Source organism: Methylosinus sp. KRF6, assembly GCF_018887255.1.
GTDB lineage: Bacteria > Pseudomonadota > Alphaproteobacteria > Rhizobiales > Beijerinckiaceae > Methylosinus > Methylosinus sporium.
Window position 1 is genome coordinate 3210265 of the sequence record NZ_JAHLJF010000001.1, and the last position, 25526, is coordinate 3235790.

The window sequence follows — 25526 nt, forward strand, 5'->3', positions numbered from 1 at the left end:
TCCCCCTGAAGGGGAGGGTGAGCGCGCCTCACTCCGCTGGTTCGGCCACGCGCGTCTCATAGTTGAGCACGGGGGCGAGCCAGCGCTCGATCTCGGCGGCGGAGACGCCCTTGCGCGCGGCGTAATCCTCGACCTGATCGCGCTCCACTTTGGCGACGCCGAAATAATGCGCCTGCGGATGCGCGAAATAGAGTCCGCTCACCGATGAGGCCGGTGTCATGGCGTAGCTCTCCGTCAGCGCCACGCCGGTGCGCTTCGTCGCCTCCAGCAGATCGAAGAGCGTCGCCTTTTCCGTATGGTCGGGCTGCGCCGGATAGCCGGGCGCCGGGCGAATGCCGCGATAATCCTCGCCGACCAGCTGCTCCGGCGTCAGCGTCTCATCCGCAGCATAGGCCCAGAACTCGCGGCGAACGCGCTGATGCATGCGCTCGGCGAAAGCTTCGGCGAGGCGATCGGCCAGCGCCTTCACCATGATCGCCCCGTAATCGTCATTGGCGCGGGCGAAGCGCTCGGAAATTTTCGCCTCCTGCGCGCCGGCGGTGACGACGAAGGCGCCGATGTAATCCGCCTTGCCGGAGCCCTCCGGCGCGACGAAATCGCTCAGCGCGACATTGGGCTTGCCGTCGCGACGCGTGAGCTGCTGGCGCAGCGTGTGCAGCGTCGCGAGCCGCTCGACGCGGCCCTCGCCTGTATAGAGCGCGATATCGTCGCCGACGGCGTTGGCGGGCCAGAATCCGATGACGGCCTTGGGATTGAACCAGCGCTCTTCGACGATGCGCGCGAGCATCGCCTGCGCATCCTCGAGCAATTGCCGCGCCGCCGGCCCGCGCTCGGGATCGTCGAGCAGAGCGGGATAGCGGCCCTTGAACTCCCATGTCTGGAAGAAGGGCGTCCAATCGATATAGGGAACCAGCTCCGCGACATCATAGGAAGCGAAGACGCGCGCGCCGAGGAATGTCGGCTTGGGCGGCGCATAGGCGGCCCAATCGATTTTCAGCGCATTGGCGCGCGCGGCGGCGAGCGAGACGCGTTGCTTGTCGGCCTGCGCGCGCGCGTGAGCGTCGGCGACCTTCTCATATTCCTCGCGCGTCTTGGCGACATATTCGGCGCGCGAAGATTGCGACATCAGCGCCTGGGCGACGCCCACCGCGCGCGAGGCGTCGGTCACATAGACGGCCTGACCCTTGGTGTAATTGGGGCTGATCTTCACCGCCGTATGCACGCGGCTCGTCGTCGCGCCGCCGATGAGCAGCGGCGCGTCGAAACCTTCGCGCTCCAGCTCCGAGGCGACGAAGCACATTTCGTCGAGCGAAGGCGTGATGAGGCCGGAGAGGCCGATGATGTCGACCTTTTCGGCTTTCGCCGTCTCGAGAATCTTGGCGGTCGGCACCATCACGCCGAGATCGATGATCTCGAAATTATTGCAGCCGAGCACGACGCCGACGATATTCTTGCCGATGTCGTGAACGTCGCCCTTCACCGTCGCGAGAAGAATCTTGCCGGCGGTGGAGCGCGTCTCCTTGTTCTCCTCCATGAAGGGCAGGAGATGCGCCACGGCCTGCTTCATCACGCGCGCGGATTTCACTACTTGCGGCAGGAACATTTTGCCCTGGCCGAAGAGATCGCCGACGACATTCATGCCTGCCATCAGCGGACCTTCGATCACATCGAGCGGACGCGTGCTCGAGAGACGCGCCTCTTCCACATCCTGCTCGATATAATCGGCGACGCCATTGACCAGCGCATATTCCAAACGCTTCTCGACGCTGGCCTCGCGCCACGCGGCGTCCTTCTCCGCGGCCTTCGCGCCCGCGCCTTTGAAGCGCTCGGCCATTTCGACGAGGCGCTCGGTCGCGTCGGGACGACGATTGAGCACGACGTCTTCGCAGGCTTCGCGCAGCTCGGGGTCGATCTTCTCATAGACGGCGAGCTGGCCGGCGTTGACGATGCCCATATCCATCCCCGCCGCAATGGCGTGATAGAGGAAGACGGAGTGCATCGCCTCGCGCACCGGCTCATTGCCGCGGAAGGAGAAGGAGAGGTTCGACACGCCGCCTGACACATGCGCATGCGGCAACGTCGTCTTGATCGCGCGCGCGGCGTCGATGAAATCGACGCCGTAATTGCAGTGCTCGTCGATGCCGGTCGCGACCGCGAAAATATTGGGATCGAAGATGATGTCCTGCGGCGCGAAGCCCACTTCCTGCGTGAGAATCTTATAGGCGCGGCCGGAGATTTCCACCTTGCGCGCGAAAGTGTCGGCCTGGCCCGCCTCGTCGAAGGCCATGACGACGACGGCGGCGCCATAGCGCTTCACCTTGGTCGCCGCCTCGATGAATTTCTCCTCGCCTTCCTTCAGCGAGATCGAGTTGACGACGCCCTTGCCCTGCAGGCATTGCAGGCCGGCCTCGATCACCTCGAATTTCGACGAATCCACCATCACCGGCACGCGCGCTATGTCGGGCTCGGCGGCGAGGAGATTCAAGAACTCGACCATTGCCTTTTTGGAATCGAGCAGGCCTTCGTCCATATTGACGTCGATGACCTGCGCGCCATTGGCGACCTGATCGCGCGCCACATCCAGCGCCGCGGCGTAATCGCCGGCGGTGATGAGCTTGCGGAACTTCGCCGAGCCGGTGACATTGGTGCGTTCGCCGACATTGACGAAGGGGATGTCCTTCGTCAGCGTGAACGGCTCGAGGCCAGCGAGGCGCAGCAGCGGCGCGATCGTCGGAACAGCGCGCGGCGCGACGCCTTTCACGGCGCCGGCGATGGCGGCGATATGCGGCGGCGTCGTGCCGCAGCAGCCGCCGACGACATTGACGAGACCGGACTTGGCGAATTCGCCGACGAGCTCGGCCATATATTCCGGGCTCTCGTCATAGAGGCCGAATTCATTGGGCAGGCCGGCGTTGGGGAAGGCGCAGATTCGCGTGTCGGCGATGCGCGCGACTTCCGCGATATGCTGGCGCATCTCGCGCGCGCCGAGCGCGCAATTGAAGCCGATGGAGAAGGGCTTCGCGTGCTGAATCGAGTTCCAGAAGGCGGCCGCCGTCTGGCCGGAGAGCGTGCGGCCGGAGAGATCGGTGATGGTGCCGGAGATCATCACCGGAAAGCGCGTGCCGACCTTCTCGAATGCGTCCTCCACCGCATAGATCGCCGCCTTGGCGTTCAGCGTGTCGAAGATCGTCTCGATCAGGAGAATATCGGCGCCGCCCTCCAGCAGGCCGAGCGCCTCCTCGAGATAGGCGGCGCGCAGATCGTCGAAAGTGACGGCGCGAAAGCCGGGATTGGAGACGTCCGGCGAGATCGAGGCGGTGCGATTGGTCGGCCCCATGGAGCCGGCGACGAAGCGCGGCACGCCGGTCTCGCGCGCGACTTCGTCAGCCGCGGCGCGGGCGAGGCGCGCGCCTTCGTAATTGAGCTCATAGACGATGTGCTCGAGCCCGTAATCGGCCTGCGCGATAGAGGTGCAGGAGAAAGTGTTGGTCTCGATAATGTCGGCGCCGGCTTCGAGATAGGCGCGATGAATCGCCTTGATCGCCGCCGGCTGCGTCAGCGTCAGCAGATCATTGTCGCCGCGCAAATCCTTCTCATGATCCTTGAAGCGCTCGCCGCGAAAATCGGCCTCGGTGAATTTGTGGCGCTGGATCATCGTGCCCATGGCGCCGTCGAGCACGAGAATGCGCTCGCTCGCCGCATTCTCCAGCGCCGCCTGAATCTTCGGTCCGTGGGTCTTGTCGAAACTCATGCTGCGGCTTTCTCGGTGACCGGGCGCACGCCCAGAAGATGACAGATCGCGAAGACGAGATCGGCGCGATTATTGGTGTAGAAGTGGAATTCTCTCACGCCGTTCTCGGCGAGGCCGAGCACCTGCTCGGCGGCGACCGCGGCGGCGATGAGGCGGCGCGTGACGGGATCATCGTCCAATCCCTCGAAGCGATGCGCGAGCCAATCGGGCACGCTCGCGCCGGCCTTGCGCGCGAAATTGGCCGTCTGCTTGAAGTTCTGCACCGGCATGATGCCGGGCACGATCGGGATCGCGATTCCCCGCGCGCGCGCCTTGTCGAGAAAGCGAAAATAGACGTCGTTCTCGAAGAAGAATTGCGTGATGGCGCGCGTCGCGCCGGCGTCGATCTTGGCCTCGAGCGCATCGAGATCATCGTCGATCGTGCGGCTCTCGGGATGGCCTTCTGGATAGGTGGAGACGGAAATCTCGAAATCGCGGATGGCGCGAATGCCGCGCACGAGCTCGGTGGAGCTGCGATAGCCCTCTGGATGCGGCTCGAATCGCGTGCCGACGCCGGTCGGCGGATCGCCGCGCAGCGCGACGATATGGCGAACGCCGGCGTTCCAATAGTCGCGCACGATCTCGTCGATCTCCGCGCGCGCGGCGGAGACGCAGGTCAGATGCGCGGCGGGGAGAATGTCGGTCTCGGCGGCGAGGCGCGCGACGATATTATGCGTGCGCTCGCGCGTGGAGCCGCCGGCGCCGTAAGTGACGGAGACGAATTTGGGCTTCAAAGGCGCGAGCCGCGCGATCGAATCCCAGAGCTGCGCCTCCATCTCCGGCGTCTTCGGCGGGAAGAATTCGTAAGAAATATCGAAATGGCCCGGAGGCCACAGGCTGCGATTGTCGGACATCATGCGGTCTCGAAGCTGGCTTTGGGCAAAGGATCGGCGATGACGCGAGGATCTTGCGCCAGCCACAGGGATACGGTGAGCTTCGCGCCGTCGTCGGCGGAAGGCGCGAGATCGCGATGGCGCAGAATCTCGAGGCCGGCCTGCTCCAGCAAAGTCGTGACCTCCTGCTGCGAGAAGCCGAGGCGGCGATGCGCATGCTCGTCGCGCAAGGTCTCCTCGCGATGCGGCGCGAAATCGACGACCAGCAGCCTGCCGCCGGGCGCGAGCGTGCGCGCCGCCTCACGCAAGGCGCGGCCGGGATCGTCGAGATAATGCAGAACCTGATGCACGATGACGAGATCGCAGCTGCCCCGTTCGATCGGCAGCGCATACATGTCGCCCTGGCGCAGCTGCACATTGCGTGCGCCGGCTTTTTCCAGCCGTCCGCGCGCGACGCCGAGCATTGCGGAGGAGAGATCGACGCCGATGGCCTGCTCCGCCTGCGGCGCGAACAGCTCCAGCATGCGGCCGGCGCCGGCGCCGAGATCGAGCAGGCGGCGCAGCGGCTTCTCGCCCACCGCCTCGCGCATGGCGGCCTCGACTTGCGCCTCCGGCACATGCAGCGAGCGGATCGCGTCCCATTCGGGCGCATGCTCTGCGAAATAGCGGGCGGCGGCGTCGGCGCGGGCCTGCCGCACCTCGGCGAGGCGGGCGCGGTCGCCGGCGATGCGGGGATCCAGCGGATCGAGCCAGGAGACGACGCTGCGGGCGATCTCGCCGGGCGCATCCGCCGAGGCGAGGCGGAAGAAGGCCCAGGCGCCCTCGCGGCGGCGCTCCACCAGCCCGGCCTCCACCAAAAGCTTCAAATGGCGGGACACGCGCGGCTGCGACTGGCCGAGGATGGCCACGGCCTCGCTCACCGTCAGCTCCGTCTCGGCCAATAGACCGAGCAGGCGCAGACGCGTCTCCTCGCCCGCCGCATTGAGGGCGGCGAGCGCGGGCTCGAGCAAAAGAGGGCGAGACTCGGTCATTTGGCCTTTGTCGGGGGCTCGACTGATTAGATATAAAGATATCTATATGCGTCGTCTCTACGAAAATCAAGACGCGCGGCGGCTCCCCCGGCAAGGCTGGACTTCGATTTCGTCGGCCATAGATGAGACCGCGTTGGCGGTGCGCATGTGGCGGCGGTTAGGACAAACTTCTCGAAGCTCGGAGCGGCTACCCGACGCGGCTTATGTCGAGCTCGTCGATATGGTCGTGCGCCCGGCGCTGCCCGTGGTCTTCATGGGCGTCGCTCTTGCCTGCGTCGGCCTGCTGCTCGCCTCGCGCAAGCAGGATATCGTGCTGCTCGTTTTGACCTTCGCCGCCATGGCTGTGGATGTCGCGAGCGTTTTCATGGTGCTCGCCTATCGGCGGCGCACGGCCGAGGCGACGATCGTCGCCGATGAGGCGCGGCTCTGGGAGAGGCGCTACGCCCTCGGGCTTTTTTCCTTCGCCGCACTGCTCGGCGCGATCAATGCGCGCGGCTTGTTCTCGGCGCATCCCGTCGATTCGGCGCTGGTGCCGATGCTGACATCGGGCATGGCCTTCGTCTTCGCCGGCGGCGTGCTCTCCAATGTCGCCTTTCGACCGCGACTATGCGGCATCGGCATCGCGCTGTCGGCGACGCCGACCATCGCCGGCTGCCTCGATCGCGCGGCGCAGGCGACCGACATTCATGTCGCTGTCGGCTTCGCTTTGCAGGCGCTGCTGCTGACCGGCTTCGCGCTCGCCGGGCTCGGCTGGGCCTCGGTGACTTACGAGGGGGCGGTCCGGCAGATCGTCTCCAAGCTCGATTTCGCCATTATGGCGCGGCGCGACGATCTGACCGGCCTCTCCAACCGCGTCGAATTGCGCGACCGATTCGACGCCGCCGTCGCCGGCCTGAGCGAGGAGAGCGATCTTCTGGCGATCCTCTGCCTCGATCTCGATCGCTTCAAAGCCGTCAACGACTCTTACGGCCATTTGACCGGCGACATGCTGCTGCGCGCCGCGGCGGGCCGCCTTTCGTCGGCGGTGCGCCGGGAGGATACGGCGGCGCGGCTCGGCGGCGACGAATTCGTCGTGCTGCAGACCGAGCTTCGGCGGCCGGGCGAGGCGCTGCTGCTCGCCCATCGCATCATTCGCGCCCTCGGCGCGCCTTATGAGATCGAAGGGCGCACAATTCAGATCGGCGTCAGCATAGGCGTGGCGATCGCGCCCCGCGACGGCGTGACGCTCGAGCAGCTCATCGCCCGCGCCGATGCGGCGCTCTACCGGATGAAACGCAGCGGGCGCGGCGGAGTCGTCTTCGCGGACGAGCCGCCGCCCCCTTCCGCCGCCAATGATTTGTGAGCGCGAAAAAGGGCGCCGAATTGGTCGGCGCCCGCCGCCCCGGCGGAATGCGTCATGCGGCAATTTCCGGCAAAAGGCCGCGCTTTCCCGCTGGCGCGATTGACAGGGCGCCGAGCGCATAAGCTAATCGCCCGTCGCCCTTTCCGGCGTCGCTTCGAGGAGGCGCAGCAGCTCCCGTGTCGATCAAGGTCGCGCTCCACCATCTCACCCATTACAAATACGACCGGCCGGTCGCGCTCGGGCCGCAGGTGATCCGGCTGCGGCCCGCTCCGCATTGCCGCACCCGTGTGCCGAGCTATTCGCTCAAGATCGCGCCCGCCGAGCATTTCATCAACTGGCAGCAGGACCCGCATGGCAATTGGCTGGCGCGCCTCGTCTTTCCGGAGAAGGCGGAGGAATTCCGCATCGAGGTCGACCTCCATGCGGAAATCGCCGTCTACAACCCTTTCGATTTTTTCGTCGAACCTTATGCCGAGAGCTTTCCCTTCGCCTATCCTCAGGAACTGCGGACCGAACTCGCCTCCTGTCTCGAGGCGGAGGAGCTGGGACCGCTGACCGAGGCCTTCGTCGAGGCCGTGCGCCCGCGCGAGGCGGTCGCGATCGTTCCCTTCCTCGTCGCGCTCAATGCGCGGCTGCAACGCGACATTCGCTATGTGATCCGCATGGAGCCCGGCGTGCAGACGCCGGACGAGACGCTCGCCGCCGGGACCGGCTCCTGCCGCGATTCGGCCTGGCTGCTCGTGCAGATATTGCGCCGCCTCGGCCTCGCGGCGCGTTTCGTCTCCGGCTATCTCATTCAATTGAAGGCGGACGTCGATCCGATCGAGGGCCCGACCGGAACCGATCATGATTTCACCGATCTGCACGCCTGGGCCGAGGTCTATATTCCCGGCGCCGGCTGGATCGGCCTCGACGCCACCTCCGGCCTCTTTTGCGGCGAGGGGCATCTGCCTTTGTGCAGCGCGCCGCATTATCGCTCGGCCGCGCCGCTCTCCGGCGTCGTCGAGCCGGCGGAGGTCGAGTTCGGTTTCGAGATGAGGGTGCAGCGCATCCGCGAGGCGCCGCGCATCACCGCGCCTTTCTCGGACGAATCCTGGGCGAGGCTCGACGCGCTCGGCGAGAAGGTCGACGAAGACATCCGGGCTCAGGACATGCGCCTCACAATGGGCGGCGAGCCGACCTTCGTCTCCATCGACGATTTCCAGGCGCCGGAATGGAACACCGCCGCCGTCGGCCCCACCAAGCGCGCCCGCGCCGACGATCTGGTGCGGCGCCTGCACGAGCGTTTCGCCAAAGGCGGCTTCCTGCATTACGGGCAGGGCAAATGGTATCCGGGCGAGAGCCTGCCGCGCTGGGCCTTCGCGATCTATTGGCGCAAGGACGGCAAGCCCGTCTGGCGCGACCCCGATCTCGTCACCCGCATCGGCTCGACTCAAATCCCGACGATCCAGCAGGGCGAGGAGTTCGTCGTCGATCTCTCCGAGCGTCTGGGGCTCGGCCGGCGCTATGTGATTCCGGCCTTCGAGGATCCCTCTCATTGGCTGCTGAAGGAGGGCTCGCTCCCGGTCAATGTCGATCCGCTCGATTCGAAGATCGACGACGCGGAGGAGCGCGCCCGCATGTTGCGCGCCTTCGAGCGCGGCCTGTCCAAGCCCGCCGGCTATGTTCTGCCCGTGCAGCGCTGGAACGCCCGCGCCGAGCGGCGCTGGGTGTCGGAGCGCTGGCCGCTGCGGCGCGGACGGCTCTTCCTCGCGCCGGGCGATTCGCCGATCGGCCTGCGCCTGCCGATCAGCTCGCTGCCCTGGATTCCGCCGAGCGCCTATCCCTATAGCTGGCAGCAGGACCCGAGCGAGCCGCGGCCGCCGCTGCCCGATCCCGCGCAATTCCAGCAGATCTACGAGAGCAGCGCGCTCTATGATCGTCAGGAGCAGAGCGAGCAATTCATCGTCGAAGGCGCGGTGCGCACCGCGCTGGCCGTCGAGCCGCGCGACGGCGTGCTCTGCGTCTTCATGCCGCCGGTTTCGACGCTCGAGGATTATCTGGAGCTGCTGACCGCGGTGGAGGCGACCGCCAAGGCGATGAATCTGCCGGTTCACATCGAGGGCTATCCGCCGCCGGTCGATCCGCGCCTCGAGGTCATCAAGGTCACGCCGGACCCCGGCGTCATCGAGGTGAACATCCATCCGGGCGACACATGGCGTGACGCCGTCGCCACCACCACGGGCCTCTATGAGGACGCCCGGCAATCGCGGCTGACGGCCGATAAATTCCTGATCGACGGCCGCCAGACCGGCTCCGGCGGCGGCAATCATGTCGTGCTCGGCGGCCGCACGCCTTTCGATTCGCCCTTCCTGCGCCGGCCGGATCTGCTCAAGAGCCTCGTGCTCTATTGGCAGCGCCATCCGTCGCTCTCCTATCTCTTCTCGGGCCTCTTCATCGGTCCGACGAGCCAGGCGCCGCGGCTCGACGAGGCGCGTCACGATTCGCTCTATGAGATGGAGATCGCGCTCGCCAATGTGCCGGAGGCGGGGACGACGAATTTCCCGCCCTGGATCGTCGATCGCCTGTTCCGCAATCTGCTCGTCGACGTGACCGGCAACACGCATCGCGCCGAAATCTGCATCGACAAGCTCTATTCGCCGGACAGTCCGACCGGACGCCTCGGCCTCGTCGAGTTCCGCTCTTTCGAGATGCCGCCGGACGCGTGCATGAGCCTCGCGCAGCAATTGCTGCTGCGCGCGCTCGTCGCCTGGTTCTGGCGCGAGCCGCAGAGGGGCGGGCTGGTGCGCTGGGGAACGGCGCTGCACGACCGCTTCATGCTGCCGCATTTCGTTTGGCGCGATTTCCTCGACGTGCTCGGCGATCTGCAGGGGGCGGGCTATGCTTTCGAGCCGGAATGGTTCGAGGCGCAGAAGGAATTCCGCTGCCCGCTCGCCGGCCGCGTCGAACATGGCGGGGTGGAGCTCGAGATTCGGCAGGCGCTGGAGCCCTGGCATGTGCTGGGCGAGGAAGGCGTCGCCGGCGGCACGGCGCGCTTCGTCGATTCCTCGGTGGAGCGCGTCGAGGTGAAGGCCAAGGGCTTCGTCCCCGGCCGCCATGTGATCGCCTGCAACGGCCGCCGCGTGCCCATGGCCAGCGCCGGCGCCTCGGGGGAGGCGGTGGCGGGCGTGCGCTTCAAGGCCTGGCAGCCGGCCTCGGGAATGCAGCCGACCATCCCAGTCCACTCGCCGCTGACCTTCGACGTGATAGACAGCTGGAGCGAGCGCTCGCTCGGCGGCTGCGTCTATCACACGGCGCATCCGGGCGGTCGCAGCTACGACACTTTTCCGGTAAACTCCCATGAGGCGGAGGCTCGCAGGCTGGCGCGGTTCCAGGATCACGGCCATACGCCCGGCAGGGTGAGGCCGCCGCGCGAGGAGCCGGCGGGAGAGTTCCCGCTGACTTTGGACCTGCGGAGGAGTTGTGCCGGCTGAGCGGACGATCGATGCGAGCACGGGAGAAGCGGCGCGGCGAGTCGCCTCCTGGATCGCCCGTTATGCGCCGCCGAAGGGCGTGCCGGACGAGCTGGTCGGCCCGGACGGACGCGTGCGTCCCCATTGGGCGAGCCTGCTCGACACGCTGGGAGGCCTCAGCCGCGAGGATATAGACGATCGTTTCGCCGCCGCCGGACGTCGCATCCGCGACATGGGCGTCTCCTATCGCGTGCTCGGCGAAAACAAAGAGCGCACCTGGCCGCTGAGCCGGCTGCCGCTGCTGCTGCCGCAGGCCGAATGGCGCGAGATCGCCGCGGGCGTCGCCCAGCGCGCCGAGCTGCTCGACATGGTGCTGCGCGACGCCTATGGCGAGCAGCGCCTCGTCAAGGAGGGCGCGCTGCCGGCGGCGGTCGTCGCCGGCTCGCCGGATTACATTCGCCCGATGAGCGGCGCGACGCCGCCGGGCGGACGCTGGCTGCGCTTTTACGCCGCCGAGATCGGCCGTGGCCCGGACGGACGCTGGTGGGTGCTCGGCGACCGCGCCCAGGCGCCCTCGGGCGCCGGCTATTCGCTGGAGAATCGGCTGGTGATGGCGCGCACCTTCCCGCGCCTCTATCGCGACATGAAGGTCGAGCGGCTCGCGCCCTTCTTCCGCGATTTCCGCGCCGCCCTCGCCAAGGCCGCGCAACAGAAGGACCCGCGCATCTGCCTGCTGACGCCCGGCCCGTTCAGCGAATCCTATTCCGAGCAGGTGAGCCTCGCGCGCTATCTCGGTTTTCTGCTGGTCGAAGGCGCCGATCTCGTCACCAGCGAGCGCAAGCTGCATGTGCGCACCATCGCCGGGCTGAAGCGCGTCGATGTGGTGTGGCGCAGAGTCGACGCCGATTGGTGCGATCCGCTGGAGCTGAACGCCGCCTCGCATCTCGGCGTGCCGGGACTGCTCGACACGATTCGCGAGGGCAATGTCACCATCGCCAATATGCCGGGCGCCGGCCTCATCGAATCGCGCGCTCTGCTCTCCTTTCTGCCGGCCATCGCCCGCCGCCTGCTCGGCGAGGATCTGCGCCTCGCCAATATCGCGACATGGTGGTGTGGCCAGGACGAGGCCCGCGACGCCGTGCTCGCCTCGCTCGAGGACCGCGCCGTCGCCCCCGCCTTCGGCGAGCATCTCGCCGGCTTTCCCGGCCGCCGCGTGGCGCTGGGGGCCGAGTTCGACGCCGCCGAGCGGGCGCGTCTCACCGAGGCGATGCGCGCCCGCGGCATGGATTATGTCGGCCAGGAGGTCGTGCAGCTCTCGACGACGCCGGTCTGGAAGGATGGCGCGCTGGTTCCGCGCCCCTTCGCGCTGCGCGTCTTCGCCGCCGCCACGGCGGATGGCTGGCGGGTGATGCCGGGCGGCTTCTGCCGCGTGTCGGATCGTCTCGATGTGCGCGCCATCTCCATGGGGGCGGGCGCGCAATCGGCCGATGTCTGGGTGCTCGGCGATCGGCCGACCGACAATTCCACTCTGCTGCCGACGAGCGACGATGTCGAGATCGTCCGCATGGTCGGCGATCTGCCGAGCCGCGCCGCCGACAATCTCTTCTGGATGGGCCGCTATTTCGAGCGCGCCGAGGCGACGCTGCGGCTGGTGCGCTCGCTCTGCAATCGCCTCACCGAGGCGGATGCGCCCAATTACAGCGGCCGCCAGCCGATCGAGCGGCTGGAGCGCGTGCTGCTCGCCTGGGGCGCCGCGCCGACGCGCGACCCGCGCCTCTCGGCGGCCGAGCTCGCCCTCGCCGCCGCCAGCGGCGCCGAGACGGCCGGCTCCGCCCTCTCCATCGCCCGCGCGGCCAAGCACGCCGCCTCCATCGTGCGCGAGCGCCTGTCGCAGGATATTTGGCATCTCGTCCGCCTGCTGGAGGCGCGGCTCGACGATTTCTCTCACGGCCCGGCCTCGGAGCCGGAAGTGCTCGAGGGCGTCGAGCAATCGCTGCATATATTGGCGGCGCTCTCCGGCCTCATCGACGAGAATTTCAACCGCGTCGCCGGCTGGTGCTTCCTCGATCTCGGCAAGCGCGTCGAGCGGGCGATCAACGCCTGCCGCTTCTCCCGCCAATTCGCCGACGAGGGCGCGACCATCGACAGCCTCGACACTCTGCTCGAGCTGATCGATTCGCAGATCACCTATCGCTCACGCTATCTCGCCGGCGCCGCTCTCGCGCCCGTGCTCGATATGGCGGTGCTCGATCCCTATAATCCACGCTCGGTCGGCTTTCAGGTGGCCAAGATAGAGGAGCATCTCTCCTCTCTGCCGACCCTGCGTCACGACGGATTGCTGGAGGCGCCGCGCCGTCTCGCCGTGAAATTGCGCGCGGAGATAGAGGTGGCGAACGCCGCCGAGCTGGACGCCGCCAAAATCTTCACCCTGGAGCAGCGCTTGATGAGCCTTGCGGATGCGCTCGCCGCCCGCTACTTCCTGCAGGGCTCCAATGCGGCCCATTTCGAAGAGCCGATCCGGTTAGCGTGATCTACGACATCACCCATGTGACGACCTACAGCTACGAGGCGCCCGTCGCCGCGGCGCGCTGCGCTTTGCGCTTATTGCCGCGCGACGACGCCGGCCAGCGCGTCGTCTTCGGCCGCATCGACATCACGCCTGCGCCGCACGACTGGCGCGAGCGCGTCGATTTCTACGGCAATCGCGTCGCCGAGGCGCAGCTCGACGCGCCCCATGTGAAGCTCGGCATAGCGATGAGCGCGCGCGTGCGCGTCGAGCGCGCCGCCCCGCCCGCCGAGGCGCTGACGCCGCCTTGGGAGGTCGTGCGCGCAGAGGCGCTGGAGACGCCCTCGCTCGGACCCGACGCGCCGGCGCATTTCATCTTTCCGAGCCGGCTCGCCCCGCTCTACGAGCCCGCGACGGCGTATGCGCGCGAGAGCTTTCCGCCCGGCCGGCCGATGCTGGCTGGCGCGGTCGAGCTGATGCGGCGGATCCATCGCGATTTTCTCTACGATCCCAACGCGACCCATGTCGCAATGCCGCTGGCGCAGGCTTTCGACAAGCGCAGCGGCGTCTGCCAGGATTTCACCCACATCATGATCGCCGCGCTGCGCGGCCTCGGTCTGCCGGCGGCCTATGTCAGCGGCTATATCCGCACCATTCCGCCGCCGGGCGCGGTGAAGCTCGAGGGCGCCGACGCCTCGCACGCCTGGATTTCGGTCTGGTGCGGGCGCGAGTTCGGCTGGCTCGGCGTCGATCCGACCAACGCCATTCTGGCTTTGAACGATCATGTCGTCATCGCGCGTGGCCGCGATTACGCCGATGTCTCGCCGATCGACGGCGTGATTTTCGCCGCGGGAAAGCAGAAGCTCGACGTCAGCGTCAGCGTCACGCCGATAGAAGAGGCCGCCTGAGCAGCCGGTCGATCTTCGTCAGCTCGCAATGATGCAGCAGCAGCACCTCATTGGAGGCGGCGAGCTGCACCGCGCTCGCCGTATAGCCCTTGGTGGCGACGACGATTCCGCGCTCAGCCTCCTCATGGGCGATGGCGGCGACGATCTCCTGCACGGCCCTGTTGCCGACCGGCTTCGAATATTTCTTGCACTGGACGACGATCCTGCGCCCGCGTTTCTCCGCGACGATATCGACGCCCTGATCGCCGCTCAGCTGCGTGACCCGCGCGCTCCATCTCGCCTCGCGCAGCAGCGCCGCGCAGAAATGCTCGTAATCCTCCGGGCTCATGTCGTCGCTATATTGCGGAAAGGCGATCTCCTCATAGGCCAGCACGGCGAGATGCAGCACGCCCACGAAAGCCGTCGCCATCGCCGCCACCCCGGCGACATGCGGCCAGAGCGCGCCCGCCGCCGCCGTGAAGACGATGATGAAGGCGAGGCATCGTCTCTTTCTGCTGCGCGTCATCGCTGTCGAGATCGCCTTTCGCCCCGCTGAAAGGGGCGGCGCCGCCATGCAAGGGGACAAAGATTAATTTGCCGCCAATGGGCGTCTGCGAGGACGGCTCGACCGCGAAATTATGCGTCCTTGCCGCTGACGCCGGCGCTCGAGAAAGTCGCCATGCCGCTGTGGCAGGCCAGCGCCGCCTTGACGAGGCCGATGGCCAGCGCCGCGCCGGAGCCCTCTCCGAGCCTCATGCCGAGATCGAGCAGCGGCTTCTTGCCGAGCCGCTCCAGCACATCCCTATGCGCGCCTTCCGCCGAGACATGGCCGGCGAAGCAATGGGAAATTGCGTCCGCATTCATGGCGTGCAGCAGCGCCGCCGCCGCGCAGGCGACATAGCCGTCGAGCAGAACCGGGACGCGATTGCGTCGCGCCGCGAGAATGGCGCCCATCATGCCGGCGATCTCGCGCCCGCCGAGCCGGCGCAAAATCTCCAAAGGGTCGGACAAATGGCCGGCGTGAAAGGCCAGCGCCGCGTCGATGACCGCGTTCTTGCGCGCGAGCCCTTCATCGTCGAGGCCGGTTCCGCGCCCGGTCCAGCGCGCGGCGGGCCCGCCATAGAGCGCGGCGTAGATCGCCGCCGCCGAGCTGGTGTTGCCTATGCCCATCTCGCCCGGCGCGAGCAGATCGATCCCGCCGTCCACCGCCTCCATGCCATAGACCAGAGTGCCGGCGGCCTCGCGCTCCTCCATCGCGGGGGCTTCCGTGAAGTCGCGCGTCGGATGGTCGAGCGCCAGCTCGAAGACCTTGAGGCCGATTCCATGGGCCTTGCAGATCTGATTGATCGCCGCCCCGCCAGCGGTGAAATTGTCGAGCATCTGCCGCGTGACGGCGGCGGGAAAGGCGGAGACGCCCTTGGCCGTGACGCCGTGATTGCCCGCGAAGACGGCGACGAGCGGCCGCTCGATCCGCGGCTCGGCGCGGCCCTGCCATGCGGCCAGCCATTCGACGATTTCCTCGAGCCGACCGAGCGATCCCGGCGGCTTGGTCAGTTCGGCGTCGCGCCGCCGCACGGCGAGGGCGCTGTCATGGCAGGGGGCGGGGAGATCGGCGAAAAGATCGCGAATGTCGTCGAAGGGCGTGCTCATCGGCGTGGGGTGGGGCATTGCGGGGGCGCGAGTCAAGCGATTCGCGCTCGACGCGGCCTTTCGAGGAAGGGGTTGACGAGACCGTTATAAGATATATCTTAGATGCGTCTAAACAAAAGGAGACATGTTTATGAAGCATCATCACTTCTGGGGATCCGCCGAGCATCCGGCTTTTGCGCTGCGCGCGATGCGCGGCGGCGGGGATGAGACTTTCGGCCGGGGCGGACGTGGCGGCCATCGCGGCTTCGGCGGAGATGGCGGGTCGCGATTTGGCTCGCGGCATGGCGACGGCGAGCGCGGCGGCGGCCGCGGACGGCGGCGCATGTTCGAGGGCGGCGAGCTGCGGCTGGTGATCCTGCTGCTGCTGGAGAGCGAGCCGCGTCATGGCTATGACGTCATCCGCGAGATCGAGACCCGCACCGGCGGCGCTTATGCGCCGAGCCCGGGCATCGTCTATCCGACGCTGACTTTGCTCGAGGAGCTGGGGCAGGTGGAGGTCCAGCCGACCGAGGGCGCCAAGAAGCTCTATGCGATCACCGATGCGGGCAAGGCCCATCTCACGGAGAATCGCAAGGAGGCGGAGGCGGCGCTCGCCCGTTTCGAGGAGCTGCGCGCCAGAAGCGCGGGCGTCGACACGGGGCCGGTGTTCCGGGCCATGGGCAATCTGAAGGCCGTGCTGCAGCAGCGCCTCGCCGGCGCGCCGGACAAGGAGCTGCTGTTTCAAGTCGCCGATCTCATCGACGAAGCGGCCCGCAAGATCGAGCGGCTCTGACAGAGCCGCTCCCCGTCATTCCACAGTGACGCTCTTGGCCAGATTGCGCGGCTGGTCCACATCCTTCCCCATGAACACCGCCACATGATAGGCGAGCAATTGCACGGGGACGGCATAGACCAGCGGCGCGAAGGCTCCGGCGATCTCCGGCAGCTCGATGAAGCCGGCGAGCTCGGCCGCCGCCGCCTCGCGCGCCGCAGCGGAGCCGATGAGGATGAGATGGCCGCCGCGCGCGGCGACCTCCTGCAGATTGGAGACGGTCTTCTCCAGCGTCGCGTCCGGCGGCGCCAGCACGATCACCGGCATTGCGTAGTCGATCAGCGCGATCGGCCCGTGCTTCAGCTCGCCGGCCGCATAGCCCTCCGCGTGAATATAGGAGAGCTCCTTCAGCTTCAGCGCGCCTTCCAACGCCAGTGGATAGGCGCCGCCGCGGCCGAGATAGAGAACGCTGGAGGCGCGCGCCACATCGCGGGCGACAGGCTCGACCTTCGCCTCGCGGGCGAGGGCGGCGGCCATCTGGCCGGGCGTCGCCGCCAGCTCGCGCACCAGGCGTTTCTCGTCCGCCTCGCTCAGCACGCCGCGGGCGCGGCCGAGAGCAATGGCGAGGCTGGCGAAAACGGCGAGCTGGCAGGTGAAGGCTTTGGTGGAGGCGACGCCGATCTCGGGGCCGGCGAGCGTCAGCGCAACGGTGTCGCTCTCGCGCGCGATGGTCGAAGTCTCGACATTGACGATGGAGAGAATGTGCTGGCCCTGCGCCTTGGCGTAGCGCAGCGCCGCCAGCGTGTCGGCCGTCTCGCCCGATTGCGAGACGACGATCATCAGCCCGTTCTCGGCCAGCGGCGCCTCGCGATAGCGGAACTCCGAGGCGATATCGATATCCACCGCGAGCCGCGCATGGCGCTCGATCCAATAGCGCGCGATGAGTCCGGCGTAATAGGCCGTGCCGCAAGCCGAGATGGTAACGCGCGAAAGCTTTTTGGGGTCGAAGGGCAGAGCGAGGGGCAGGCGCACCTCGCCGGCGGAGAGATCGAGATAATGCGAGAGCGTGCGGCCGACGACCTCCGGCTGCTCGTGAATCTCCTTGGCCATGAAATGGCGGTAATTGCCCTTGTCGACGAGGAATGAGCCCGCCTGCAAGGGCTGGCGGCGGCGCTCCGCCTCTTTGCCGGCGGCGTCGTAGAAAGTGATATTCTCGCGCGTCAGCACGACATGATCGCCCTCCTCGAGATAGGCGATCTGACGCGCGAAAGGCGCCAGCGCCAGAGCGTCGGAGCCGAGATAGACGCCATCGTCGCCCCAGCCCGCGGCGAGCGGCGCGCCGCGGCGGGCGCCGATCATAAGATCCTCCTCGCCCTCGAAGAGGAAGGCGAGAGCGAAAGCGCCATCGAGCCGAGCGAGCGTGGCCGCGACCGCCTCGCGCGGCGCGGCGCCTTTGCTGCGCTCCTCGCCGACGAGATGGGCGACCACTTCCGTATCCGTCTCGGTGGCGAAGACATGGCCCTTGCCGGTCAGCTCCTCGCGCAATTCGCGAAAATTCTCGATGATGCCGTTGTGGACCACGGCGAGCCCGCCGCTCGTATGCGGATGGGCGTTGGTCTCGGTGGGGCGGCCATGGGTCGCCCAGCGCGTATGGCCTATGCCGCTCGTCCCCTGCAGTGGCGAGGCGGAAAGCTTCTCCTCGAGATTGCGCAGCTTGCCGCTGGCGCGCAGGCGCGTGAGCTTGCCCTTTTCCAGCGTGGCGATTCCGGCGGAATCATAGCCGCGATATTCGAGCCGCTTCAGCGCCTCGACGAGAGAGGGCGCGACGGGCTCGCGTCCGAGAATGCCGACGATGCCGCACATGAAAGCTCTCCGAAAACGGTTGGCCCAGCCGCTTTCGTCATAGCCCGCGGCCCGGCCTTTGACGAGCTTAGCAGTTTCACGCGCTCTTCGAGGCGGCGCTCCCGCCCAAAAGCGCGCGTTCGCCGTCTTTTAGTAAACGAAACCCTTGTCGATAGGCTGTCCCGTCATCGACCACGGCGACGACGCCCACCAATTTTTCTTTTGATTCGAGGCCGAAGCGGCCGGGGTCGAATGCGGACACGCCGACCGAGACAGGCGGCTTCGTTCGCGCGACGCGCGTGCGCATCACACGCACGATCGCGGTCCATCGTTCGGCTTTCGCTCGTGAACTCGCGAATCGCGACGCGAAAGCGACGACGCCTTTGGAATAGGCCTCGATCATGGACTCGACCTTCGGTTTGGGATAGTCGAGCCAGAACGGCGCCAGATGCTCCACGAGCAGACCGAGAGTCGGGGCCAATTGCCGGCCGAGCGCTTTGGCGTGATGCAGCCGGACATTGGAGAAGAGCGAGGGCAGAGCGGTGAAGCCGGTCCCGGGCAGAACATCGGCGATGTTGCGCACGACATTGGGCCACCAATGCGCGATCTCGAAAAGCTGCGCCTCGACATTGTTGCGCTCCCGCAGGAAATCGTTTGGCGCGATGCGCGAGAGCGCCGCGAGCCGTTCGGGATCGAGGATGCGTAAGCCGGCCGCCGCAGCCGCAGCCATCGCGCCTATGTTGATGAGCATGGCCGCGCCTCTGTCCGGCCGCTCCAGAATCGCGATCGGCAGAGCTTCATCCGCCAGCGCAACGTCGAGCAATGTGTCGGCGATTATGAGGCGGATCAGCCCGTAATCCGCGCGCGTCGCGAAAAGCGGCGAAGCGGCGCGTGGCACATGGGCGAGAAATTTCGCATTCTCGGCGAGATAGGGCGCGTATATGGCGACCCGCGCGTTCGACGAGGCCCCAGCCAATGTGTCACAGAATGTGTTCATCGGCTGGGCGAAAAATTCGCCGAGCATCGCCTCCTTGCTCGTCTCGGTGAAAGCGGCTTGCGCCGTCTCGCGAATTTTGCGCGGCTTCTCTTCCATCAGCGCGCGGCGCGCCGCTCCGTCGCCGATCGGAACGGGAGCGGAGGCGGGGTCGCGGAAAAAATGCACGCTCCGCAAAGAGGTTCCCGCATAGAGCATGGCTTTGTCGCCGCGCATGACGAGCGTGCGCGGCCCGCCGGATGTCGCCAATGTCCAGGCGATGCTGTCCGGTCCGGCTTTTTGGCCCACGCCGACATATTGAAACGCCACGTCGTCCCGCGCGCAGGTCGCACGCGCCGCGACATGTAGAGGGTCTTTCGCGAAGATGGCGTCGGCTCGACGCCGGACAAGATCGGCGCGCGTCTCGCGCAGAGAATTGCGTCGCATCAGAGCGTCGCGCTCGGCGGCGAGGCGATCGGGAGGCAGCGGCCGCATGATCGGAAGGGCGCGCAGCCACGCCGCATGGATTCGCTTCATGTCTTCGAGAGCGAAGAAGCGATGGTCGAGGGGAGCGAGTGAGTCTCGGAAAAACCGGCCTCCCGACGTGACTTCTTCGTTCAGAGCTGCGAGGCGCGCCGGTTCGGCGCTCAAGAAAGCGAGAAATTCTTCGAAGACTTGCAGATGGTCCGACGCGCTCATCGCAGCGAGGCCGCATCGGCAATTCTCGATCGTCTGCCCGGACATGCCGCTGTTGAAGGCGAATTGCCGATGGCCGCCGTTGTTGACCTGGGCGAGATAATAATCCGAGTGATAGCTCCAGAAGGCTTGCTGCGCGATCTCGCCGGGGACGAGACGGGCTTCGTCCATCGCCCAGTTCACGAAATCGACGACCGCCTCGACCAGATCTTCTTCTCCGGTCGCGTTTTCGGGAATGAGAATATTTTCAGCGATCAATCCTCGGGGTTCGAGGATTCGACCGTCATCCATCGGGTCCGATTCGACGCTATTCATGAAAAAATCCGGTCGGCGCGCTCGATCTCGAGCGTCGGCGCTGGATCACGGTACAACTCTATAGAGCAAAACTCTACAGCGCTCTATTTTTTGTCCTTCTTCGCCTTCTGGATGCGGCGGAAGCTCTCCGCCCAGCCTTCCTTCTCCATCTGGCGGCCGCGCGCCACGGCGAGGGCGTCCGCCGAGACGTCCTTGGTGACGACCGAGCCGGAGCCGACATAGGCGCCGTCGCCGATCGTCACCGGGGCCACCAGAGCCGAATTGGAGCCGATGAAGGCGTTTTCGCCGATGATGGTGCGATATTTGAAGAAACCGTCGTAATTGCAGGTGATGACGCCGGCGCCGATGTTGGAATGCGCGCCGACGGAAGCGTCGCCGATATAGGTCAGATGATTGACCTTGGCCCCTTCGCCGATCTCGGCCCCCTTGATCTCGACGAAATTGCCGACCTTGGCCTGCGCCGCGAGCTTTGCGCCCGGCCGCAGCCGCCCATAGGGGCCGACCGTGGCGCGCTCGCCCACCAGCGCCCCTTCGAGATGGGAATAGGCGTGAATGACCGCGCCATCGGCGATCTCGACGCCCGGGCCGATGACGACGCCGGGCTCGATCGTCACATCGCGGCCGATCTTCGTGTCATGGGAGAGGAAGACCGTCTGCGGCGCGATCAGCGTCGCTCCGCCGAGCATTGCGGCGCGTCGCAGGCGCTCCTGGGCGAGCGATTCGGCGCGGGCGAGCTGGACGCGATCATTGACGCCGAGAACCTCCTCCTCCGCGGCGACCACGAGCCGCGTCTCCAGCCCCGCCGCTGCGGCGCGGGCGACGACGTCGGTGAGATAATATTCTTTCTGCGCATTGGCGGCGTCGATCCCGTCCAGCAGATCGAGCGCCTTCGCGCCGGCGATGGCCATCAGCCCGGCGTTGCAGAGCTTGCAGGCGCGCTCGGCCTCGCTCGCATCCTTTTCCTCGCGAATCGTCGTCGGTCGTCGCTGCGAGTCGCAGATTATGCGGCCATAGCCGAAAGGGTCCGCCGCCTCGAAAGCGAGCACGGCGACGGCGGCGCCCTCGGCCAGAGCCGCGCGCAAAGCGGCGATCGTCTCGGCGCGCACCAGCGGCGTGTCGGCGAAGAGCACGACGATATCGTCCGCTCCGTCGAAGGCCTGCCGCGCCGCGAGCACAGCGTGGGCCGTGCCGAGCTGCTTTTCCTGAACGAAGATTTTCGCGTCCGGCCGCCGGCGACGGGCCTCGGCGGCGACCTCCTCCTTGCCGGCGCCGATGACGACGGCGATCTCGTCCAGAGCGGTCGCGGCGGCCAGCACATGGCCGAGCATGGACCGCCCGGCGACCTCGTGAAGGACCTTGGGGCGGCGCGATTTCATGCGCGTGCCCTCGCCGGCGGCGAGAATTACGGCGAGGGAGCGGCGGTCGGTCGGTCGAGCTTCCATCTTGCTGCGCGGCCTCGGCTCGAGGGGCGGGGGAGAGGACGTAAGGGGTTTTCGCCCCGCGCTGTTTTCCTCTCGTTCATATTCGTCTTGGCAGATTCGCGGGCGAGCCGGCAAGCGCCGCCTCGGCGTGGGGTTTCCGCTCTGCGATCAAAAACGAAAGATTCGCATTTCGAACATCGTTCTTTCAGGTATATCCGATAGACAAGTCCGTCGTAATCCCACCTCGCTCGTCAGTCACGGGTCCCGGTCCCGCATGTTCGTACGCAGAGACCTGTTGAAAGCCTCGATCACCGCGCTCGTCGCCGGCGTCCCCGGCGGCCGCGCCCTCGCTCAATCGGCTCCGCCGGCCCCGCCGCCGGCGCCCCCCGTCTTCGGCCGCGATATCGTCCTCGATCTCGCCCGCGCGCTCGCCAAGCGTCCTTTCGCCGCGCCCGCGGCGGAATTGCGCGAGCCCTTCGCCAATCTGAGCTATGAGCAATATGTCGGCATAAGGACGAAGCAAGGCGCAGCCATATGGAGCGGCGAGAATCGGGGATTCTCGATCGAGCCGCTGCATAGGGGATTCATTTTCGGCGCGCCGGTCGAGCTCTTCGTCGTCGAGGACAAAATCGCCAGGCGCATCGGCTATGATCCGGGGAAATTCGATTACGGCGGTCTGAAAGTCGGCGACAAATCGCCGGACATCGGCTTTTCCGGCTTTCGCATTCTCGCTCCTCAGGCCGCCGGCGCGCCGGACACGGAGCTCGCTCTGTTCCAGGGGGCGAGCTTCTATCGCGCCCAGGCGCGTGGGCAGACGCTCGGCGTCACCGCCCGCGGCCTCGCCATTCGCACCGCCGATCCGCGCGGCGAGGAGTTTCCCGTCTTCCGCAGCTTCTGGATCGAGAAGCCGACGCTGGCCGACAACGCCCTCGTCATTCACGCTCTGCTCGATTCGCAGAGCGTGACGGGCGCTTATCTGTTCACGCTGCGGCCGGGCGAGGCGACGATCATCGACGCCGAATTCACGCTGTTCCCGCGCGTCGCCATCGATCATCTGGGGCTCGGCGGCGCGGCTGCGGCCTCACTGTTCACGCCGCTCGACCATCGCCGCGCCGACGATCCGCGGCCTTTCGTCGCCGAGACCAATGGGCTGCAAATGCTCACCGGCAAGGACGAATGGCTGTGGCGCCCCGTCTCCAATCGCGACACGCTGCAAATCTCGGCCTTCGTCGACGCCAATCCGAAAGGCTACGGATTTTTGACGCGGGACCGTGACATAGAGACCTATCAGGACGACATACAGCATTGGGAGCGGCGCCCCTCGCTCTGGGTGGAGCCGATCGGCGATTGGGGCGAGGGCTCGGTGCAGCTCGTCGAGATTCCGTCCGAATCGGAGGTGAACGCCAATATCGTCGCCTATTGGCGGCCCAAGCAGCCGCTCGCCGCCGGCAAGGAGGCGACTTTCGCCTACCGTCAGTTCTGGTGCTGGAGCCCGCCGGCGCGTCCGCCTTTCGCGGTCGCCGTCGCGGCCTATGGCGGTCGCGCGCCGGCGCCGAAACTGCGCCGCTTTATCGTCCAGTTTGCGGGCGACACTCTCGGCGATCCGCAACGAATCGCCAATTTGCGGCCCGTCTTGACGACCTCGCCGGGATCGGCGACGAACATTCGCGCTTATCCCAATCCGAAGGCCAAGACATGCCGGATCGTCTTCGACGTCGATCCGGCCGGCGAGACCTTTTGCGAGCTGCGCCTCGTCCTCCAATCGGGCGACGAGCCGATCAGCGAAACCTGGCTCTACAGATGGACGGTGTAGCTCTCTCTCTCGTCGAACCCGTTTCGCCGGACGCCGCCGCCCCGCCGCCGCCCGTCGATCCCGCCGCCGCGCCGCCCATGCCGGCGGAGCGCCGGCTCGACATGCCGACGCAATCCTTCTGGCGCTTCAAGGCCAAGGAGCGCCGCCGGCGCGCTGCGCCGAAGCTCTGGCGAACGCCCTGGATCTCGCGCTTCGTCACCTTCGGCGGCGGCCTCGCGCTCACCGCCTATGGCGGACACGAGATGTATCGCGTCATCGATGTCGGCGGCGTCACCACGCTGAAATGGGCGTTGCTCGCGCTCTTCGTGCTGAATTTCTCCTGGATCGCGCTCTCCTTCGCCAGCGCCGTCGTCGGCTTTTTCGCGCTGCTGTTCTCGCGCCGGCCTCCGCCGCTGCCGGAATCGCTCGCCGCGCGCACCGCCGTCGTGATGCCGATCTACAATGAGGCGCCGAGCCGCGTCTTCGGCGCGCTGCAGGCGATATTGCAAGATGTGGAGGCGACCGGCCTCGGCGCGCATTTCGACTGGTTCCTCCTCTCCGACACCACCAACCCCGATATTTGGGTCGCCGAGGAGCGCGCCTTCGCCGCCATGCGCCGCCGGCTGGGGCCGGACGCGCGCGTCTATTATCGTCGGCGCGAGAAGAACGTCAGCCGCAAGGCCGGCAATATCGCCGATTTCGTCACCCGCTGGGGCGGCGCCTATGAGCATATGGTGGTGCTCGACGCCGACAGCCTGATGGCCGGCGAGACCATCGTGCGGCTCGCCGCGGCGATGGAGGCGGACCCCGACGCCGGCATCATCCAGACGCTGCCGCTCATCATCAACCGCAACACGCTGTTCGCGCGCGTGCAGCAATTCGCGGCGCGCATCTATGGTCCCGTCATCGCCGCCGGCCTCGCGCAATGGATGGGGCGCGACGGCAATTATTGGGGCCATAACGCGATCATTCGCACGCAGGCTTTCGCGCATCATTGCGGCCTGCCCGATCTCAAGGGCCGTCCGCCCTTCGGCGGGCATATTCTCAGCCATGATTTCGTCGAGGCGGCGCTCATCCGCCGGGCCGGCTACTCGGTCTATATGATGCCGACGCTCGGCGGATCATTCGAGGAGAGCCCGCCATCGCTGATCGATCTCTCGATCCGCGACCGCCGCTGGTGCCAGGGCAATCTGCAGCATTCGCGCATATTGGGCGCGCGCGGCTTCCATTGGGCCACGCGGCAGCATTTCCTCACCGGAATCTTCGGCTATCTCACCTCGCCGCTGTGGCTCTGCCAGCTGCTCGTAGGCATAGCGCTCGTCTTTCAGGCGAGCTATTTCCGGCCGGAATATTTCACCGCCAAATTCACGCTCTTCCCCGTGTGGCCGCGCTTCGATGCGGAGCGCTCGCTGGCGCTGTTCGCGCTCACAATGGCGATATTGCTGGCGCCGAAATTCCTCGGCCTCATTCTCGCGATGATCGATCGCGAGACGCGGCGCGGCTCTGGCGGCGTCGTCATGCTGCTGGTCTCGACCTTGTTCGAGGTGCTGATGTCGGCGCTGCTGGCGCCGATCATGATGCTGATCCAGACCGGCCACGTCTTCCATATTCTGTTCGGCTTCGACACCGGCTGGGACCCGCAGCGCCGCGACGACGGCTCGGTTCCCTTCAACGCCATCGTGCGACGCCATCAATGGCATGTGGCGCTCGGCGCGCTGACCTTGGTCGCCGGCCTGATGATCTCGCCCTCGCTCGTCGCCTGGATGTCGCCGACCATCGCCGGCCTCATATTGGCGATCGGCATTTCCTACATCACCGGCCAGCGCTGGCTCGGCCTCGTCTTCCGCCGCGCGGGCGTGCTGATCACGCCGGAGGAGACGACGACGCCCAAGATCGCGCGCAAGGGCCGCGCGCTGCATCGCCTGCTGGCGCGCGCCGGGCTGGACGAAGAAAATTGCCTCGTCGCCATTCATGGCGATCCCGAATTGCGCGCGCTGCATGAGGCCTGGCTGCCGGCGCGCCCGCCGCGCAAACGCGGCGTCGTCTCGGCCGATCGCGCTTTGGCGGAAGCCAAGCTCGCCGACGCCGAATCGCTCGAGGATGCGGTCGAATGGCTCGATCGCGGCGAGCGTCTCGTCGTGCTGGGCGACCGCGCCCTGCTCGGCATGTTGGCGCGCCTGCCGCGCCGGGCCGAGAAGGAAGAGGCCGCGGCGCAAGCGGATGCGACGCGGCTCGCGAGCTGAGC

15 protein-coding genes are annotated in these 25526 nt (G+C 66.8%); 7 read left to right on the forward strand and 8 right to left on the reverse strand.

Annotated elements, in window-relative coordinates:
* Positions 1-28 precede the first annotated feature (28 nt).
* Genes metH through KP010_RS15210 form a run of 3 tightly spaced genes read right to left on the reverse strand, consistent with a single transcriptional unit; the run spans position 29 to position 5654 of the window.
* Positions 29-3751, reverse strand: a complete 3723-nt coding sequence (gene metH / locus KP010_RS15200; RefSeq protein WP_142861296.1) for a methionine synthase — start codon at positions 3749-3751, stop codon at positions 29-31.
* Positions 3748-4644 carry a methylenetetrahydrofolate reductase [NAD(P)H] gene (metF, locus tag KP010_RS15205; RefSeq protein ID WP_142861334.1) on the reverse strand — a complete coding sequence of 299 codons (897 nt, stop codon included), beginning with the start codon at positions 4642-4644 and terminating at the stop codon, positions 3748-3750. The genes metH and metF overlap by 4 nt, the downstream gene beginning before the upstream one ends.
* Entirely contained in the window at positions 4644-5654 is a 1011-nt protein-coding gene (locus KP010_RS15210) for a metalloregulator ArsR/SmtB family transcription factor (protein ID WP_142861295.1), read from the reverse strand. The genes metF and KP010_RS15210 overlap by 1 nt, the downstream gene beginning before the upstream one ends.
* 145 nt (positions 5655-5799) lie before the next feature.
* Here KP010_RS15210 and KP010_RS15215 point away from each other — a divergent pair, with 145 nt between their 5' ends.
* The 4 genes from KP010_RS15215 to KP010_RS15230 all read left to right on the forward strand — a co-directional run bounded on the left by KP010_RS15215 (position 5800) and on the right by KP010_RS15230 (position 13862).
* A complete protein-coding gene (locus KP010_RS15215) occupies positions 5800-6996 on the forward strand; it encodes a GGDEF domain-containing protein (RefSeq protein WP_108917699.1) in 1197 nt (398 codons plus the stop codon).
* Positions 6997-7172: 176 nt separating this feature from the next.
* The gene (locus KP010_RS15220) at positions 7173-10469 is read left to right on the forward strand and encodes a transglutaminase family protein (RefSeq protein ID WP_216281041.1); all 3297 of its coding nucleotides are present in this window, start codon (positions 7173-7175) and stop codon (positions 10467-10469) included.
* Positions 10459-12978, forward strand: a complete 2520-nt coding sequence (locus KP010_RS15225; protein WP_142861293.1) for a circularly permuted type 2 ATP-grasp protein — start codon at positions 10459-10461, stop codon at positions 12976-12978. Before KP010_RS15220 ends, KP010_RS15225 begins: the two co-directional genes overlap by 11 nt.
* Positions 12975-13862, forward strand: coding sequence for a transglutaminase family protein (locus KP010_RS15230; protein WP_142861292.1), 888 nt, complete (start codon positions 12975-12977; stop codon positions 13860-13862). The genes KP010_RS15225 and KP010_RS15230 overlap by 4 nt, the downstream gene beginning before the upstream one ends.
* On the opposite strand, the gene KP010_RS15235 is transcribed toward KP010_RS15230, so the two are convergent.
* The gene (locus KP010_RS15235) at positions 13837-14367 is read right to left on the reverse strand and encodes a restriction endonuclease (protein WP_246659650.1); all 531 of its coding nucleotides are present in this window, start codon (positions 14365-14367) and stop codon (positions 13837-13839) included. The genes KP010_RS15230 and KP010_RS15235 overlap by 26 nt on opposite strands.
* A 110-nt stretch (positions 14368-14477) precedes the next feature.
* Entirely contained in the window at positions 14478-15509 is a 1032-nt protein-coding gene (cobT, locus tag KP010_RS15240) for a nicotinate-nucleotide--dimethylbenzimidazole phosphoribosyltransferase (RefSeq protein WP_246659649.1), read from the reverse strand.
* A 112-nt stretch (positions 15510-15621) separates the two neighbouring features.
* On the opposite strand from cobT, the gene KP010_RS15245 reads away from it, so the two are divergent.
* The gene (locus KP010_RS15245; RefSeq protein WP_142861290.1) at positions 15622-16263 is read left to right on the forward strand and encodes a PadR family transcriptional regulator; all 642 of its coding nucleotides are present in this window, start codon (positions 15622-15624) and stop codon (positions 16261-16263) included.
* Positions 16264-16278: 15 nt separating this feature from the next.
* Here the strand turns inward: KP010_RS15245 and glmS are convergent, their stop codons facing one another.
* From glmS to glmU, 3 genes are all read right to left on the reverse strand, one after another.
* Positions 16279-18105 carry a glutamine--fructose-6-phosphate transaminase (isomerizing) gene (gene glmS, locus KP010_RS15250; protein WP_142861289.1) on the reverse strand — a complete coding sequence of 609 codons (1827 nt, stop codon included), beginning with the start codon at positions 18103-18105 and terminating at the stop codon, positions 16279-16281.
* 76 nt (positions 18106-18181) lie between these two features.
* A complete protein-coding gene (locus KP010_RS15255; RefSeq protein WP_142861288.1) occupies positions 18182-20011 on the reverse strand; it encodes a hypothetical protein in 1830 nt (609 codons plus the stop codon).
* A gap of 140 nt (positions 20012-20151) precedes the next feature.
* Positions 20152-21510, reverse strand: a complete 1359-nt coding sequence (gene glmU / locus KP010_RS15260; protein WP_142861287.1) for a bifunctional UDP-N-acetylglucosamine diphosphorylase/glucosamine-1-phosphate N-acetyltransferase GlmU — start codon at positions 21508-21510, stop codon at positions 20152-20154.
* Positions 21511-21763: 253 nt separating this feature from the next.
* Between glmU and KP010_RS15265 the strand changes: the two genes are divergently transcribed.
* Both KP010_RS15265 and mdoH read left to right on the forward strand, forming a co-directional pair.
* Entirely contained in the window at positions 21764-23302 is a 1539-nt protein-coding gene (locus KP010_RS15265) for a glucan biosynthesis protein (RefSeq protein ID WP_216281043.1), read from the forward strand.
* A complete protein-coding gene (gene mdoH / locus KP010_RS15270; protein WP_142864599.1) occupies positions 23290-25524 on the forward strand; it encodes a glucans biosynthesis glucosyltransferase MdoH in 2235 nt (744 codons plus the stop codon). The genes KP010_RS15265 and mdoH overlap by 13 nt, the downstream gene beginning before the upstream one ends.
* The last annotated feature ends 2 nt before the right edge of the window (positions 25525-25526 follow it).

Bases quoted from the DNA above. Each gene is read 5' to 3' on its own strand.
- mdoH (WP_142864599.1), top strand. From the start codon at position 23,290: ATGGACGGTGTAGCTCTCTCTCTCGTCGAACCCGTTTCGCCGGACGCC.
- KP010_RS15235 (WP_246659650.1), bottom strand. From the start codon at position 14,367: ATGACGCGCAGCAGAAAGAGACGATGCCTCGCCTTCATCATCGTCTTC.
- cobT (WP_246659649.1), bottom strand. From the start codon at position 15,509: ATGCCCCACCCCACGCCGATGAGCACGCCCTTCGACGACATTCGCGAT.
- metH (WP_142861296.1), bottom strand. From the start codon at position 3,751: ATGAGTTTCGACAAGACCCACGGACCGAAGATTCAGGCGGCGCTGGAG.
- metF (WP_142861334.1), bottom strand. From the start codon at position 4,644: ATGTCCGACAATCGCAGCCTGTGGCCTCCGGGCCATTTCGATATTTCT.
- KP010_RS15210 (WP_142861295.1), bottom strand. From the start codon at position 5,654: ATGACCGAGTCTCGCCCTCTTTTGCTCGAGCCCGCGCTCGCCGCCCTC.
- KP010_RS15265 (WP_216281043.1), top strand. From the start codon at position 21,764: ATGTTCGTACGCAGAGACCTGTTGAAAGCCTCGATCACCGCGCTCGTC.
- KP010_RS15245 (WP_142861290.1), top strand. From the start codon at position 15,622: ATGAAGCATCATCACTTCTGGGGATCCGCCGAGCATCCGGCTTTTGCG.
- KP010_RS15215 (WP_108917699.1), top strand. From the start codon at position 5,800: ATGTGGCGGCGGTTAGGACAAACTTCTCGAAGCTCGGAGCGGCTACCC.
- glmS (WP_142861289.1), bottom strand. From the start codon at position 18,105: ATGTGCGGCATCGTCGGCATTCTCGGACGCGAGCCCGTCGCGCCCTCT.
- glmU (WP_142861287.1), bottom strand. From the start codon at position 21,510: ATGGAAGCTCGACCGACCGACCGCCGCTCCCTCGCCGTAATTCTCGCC.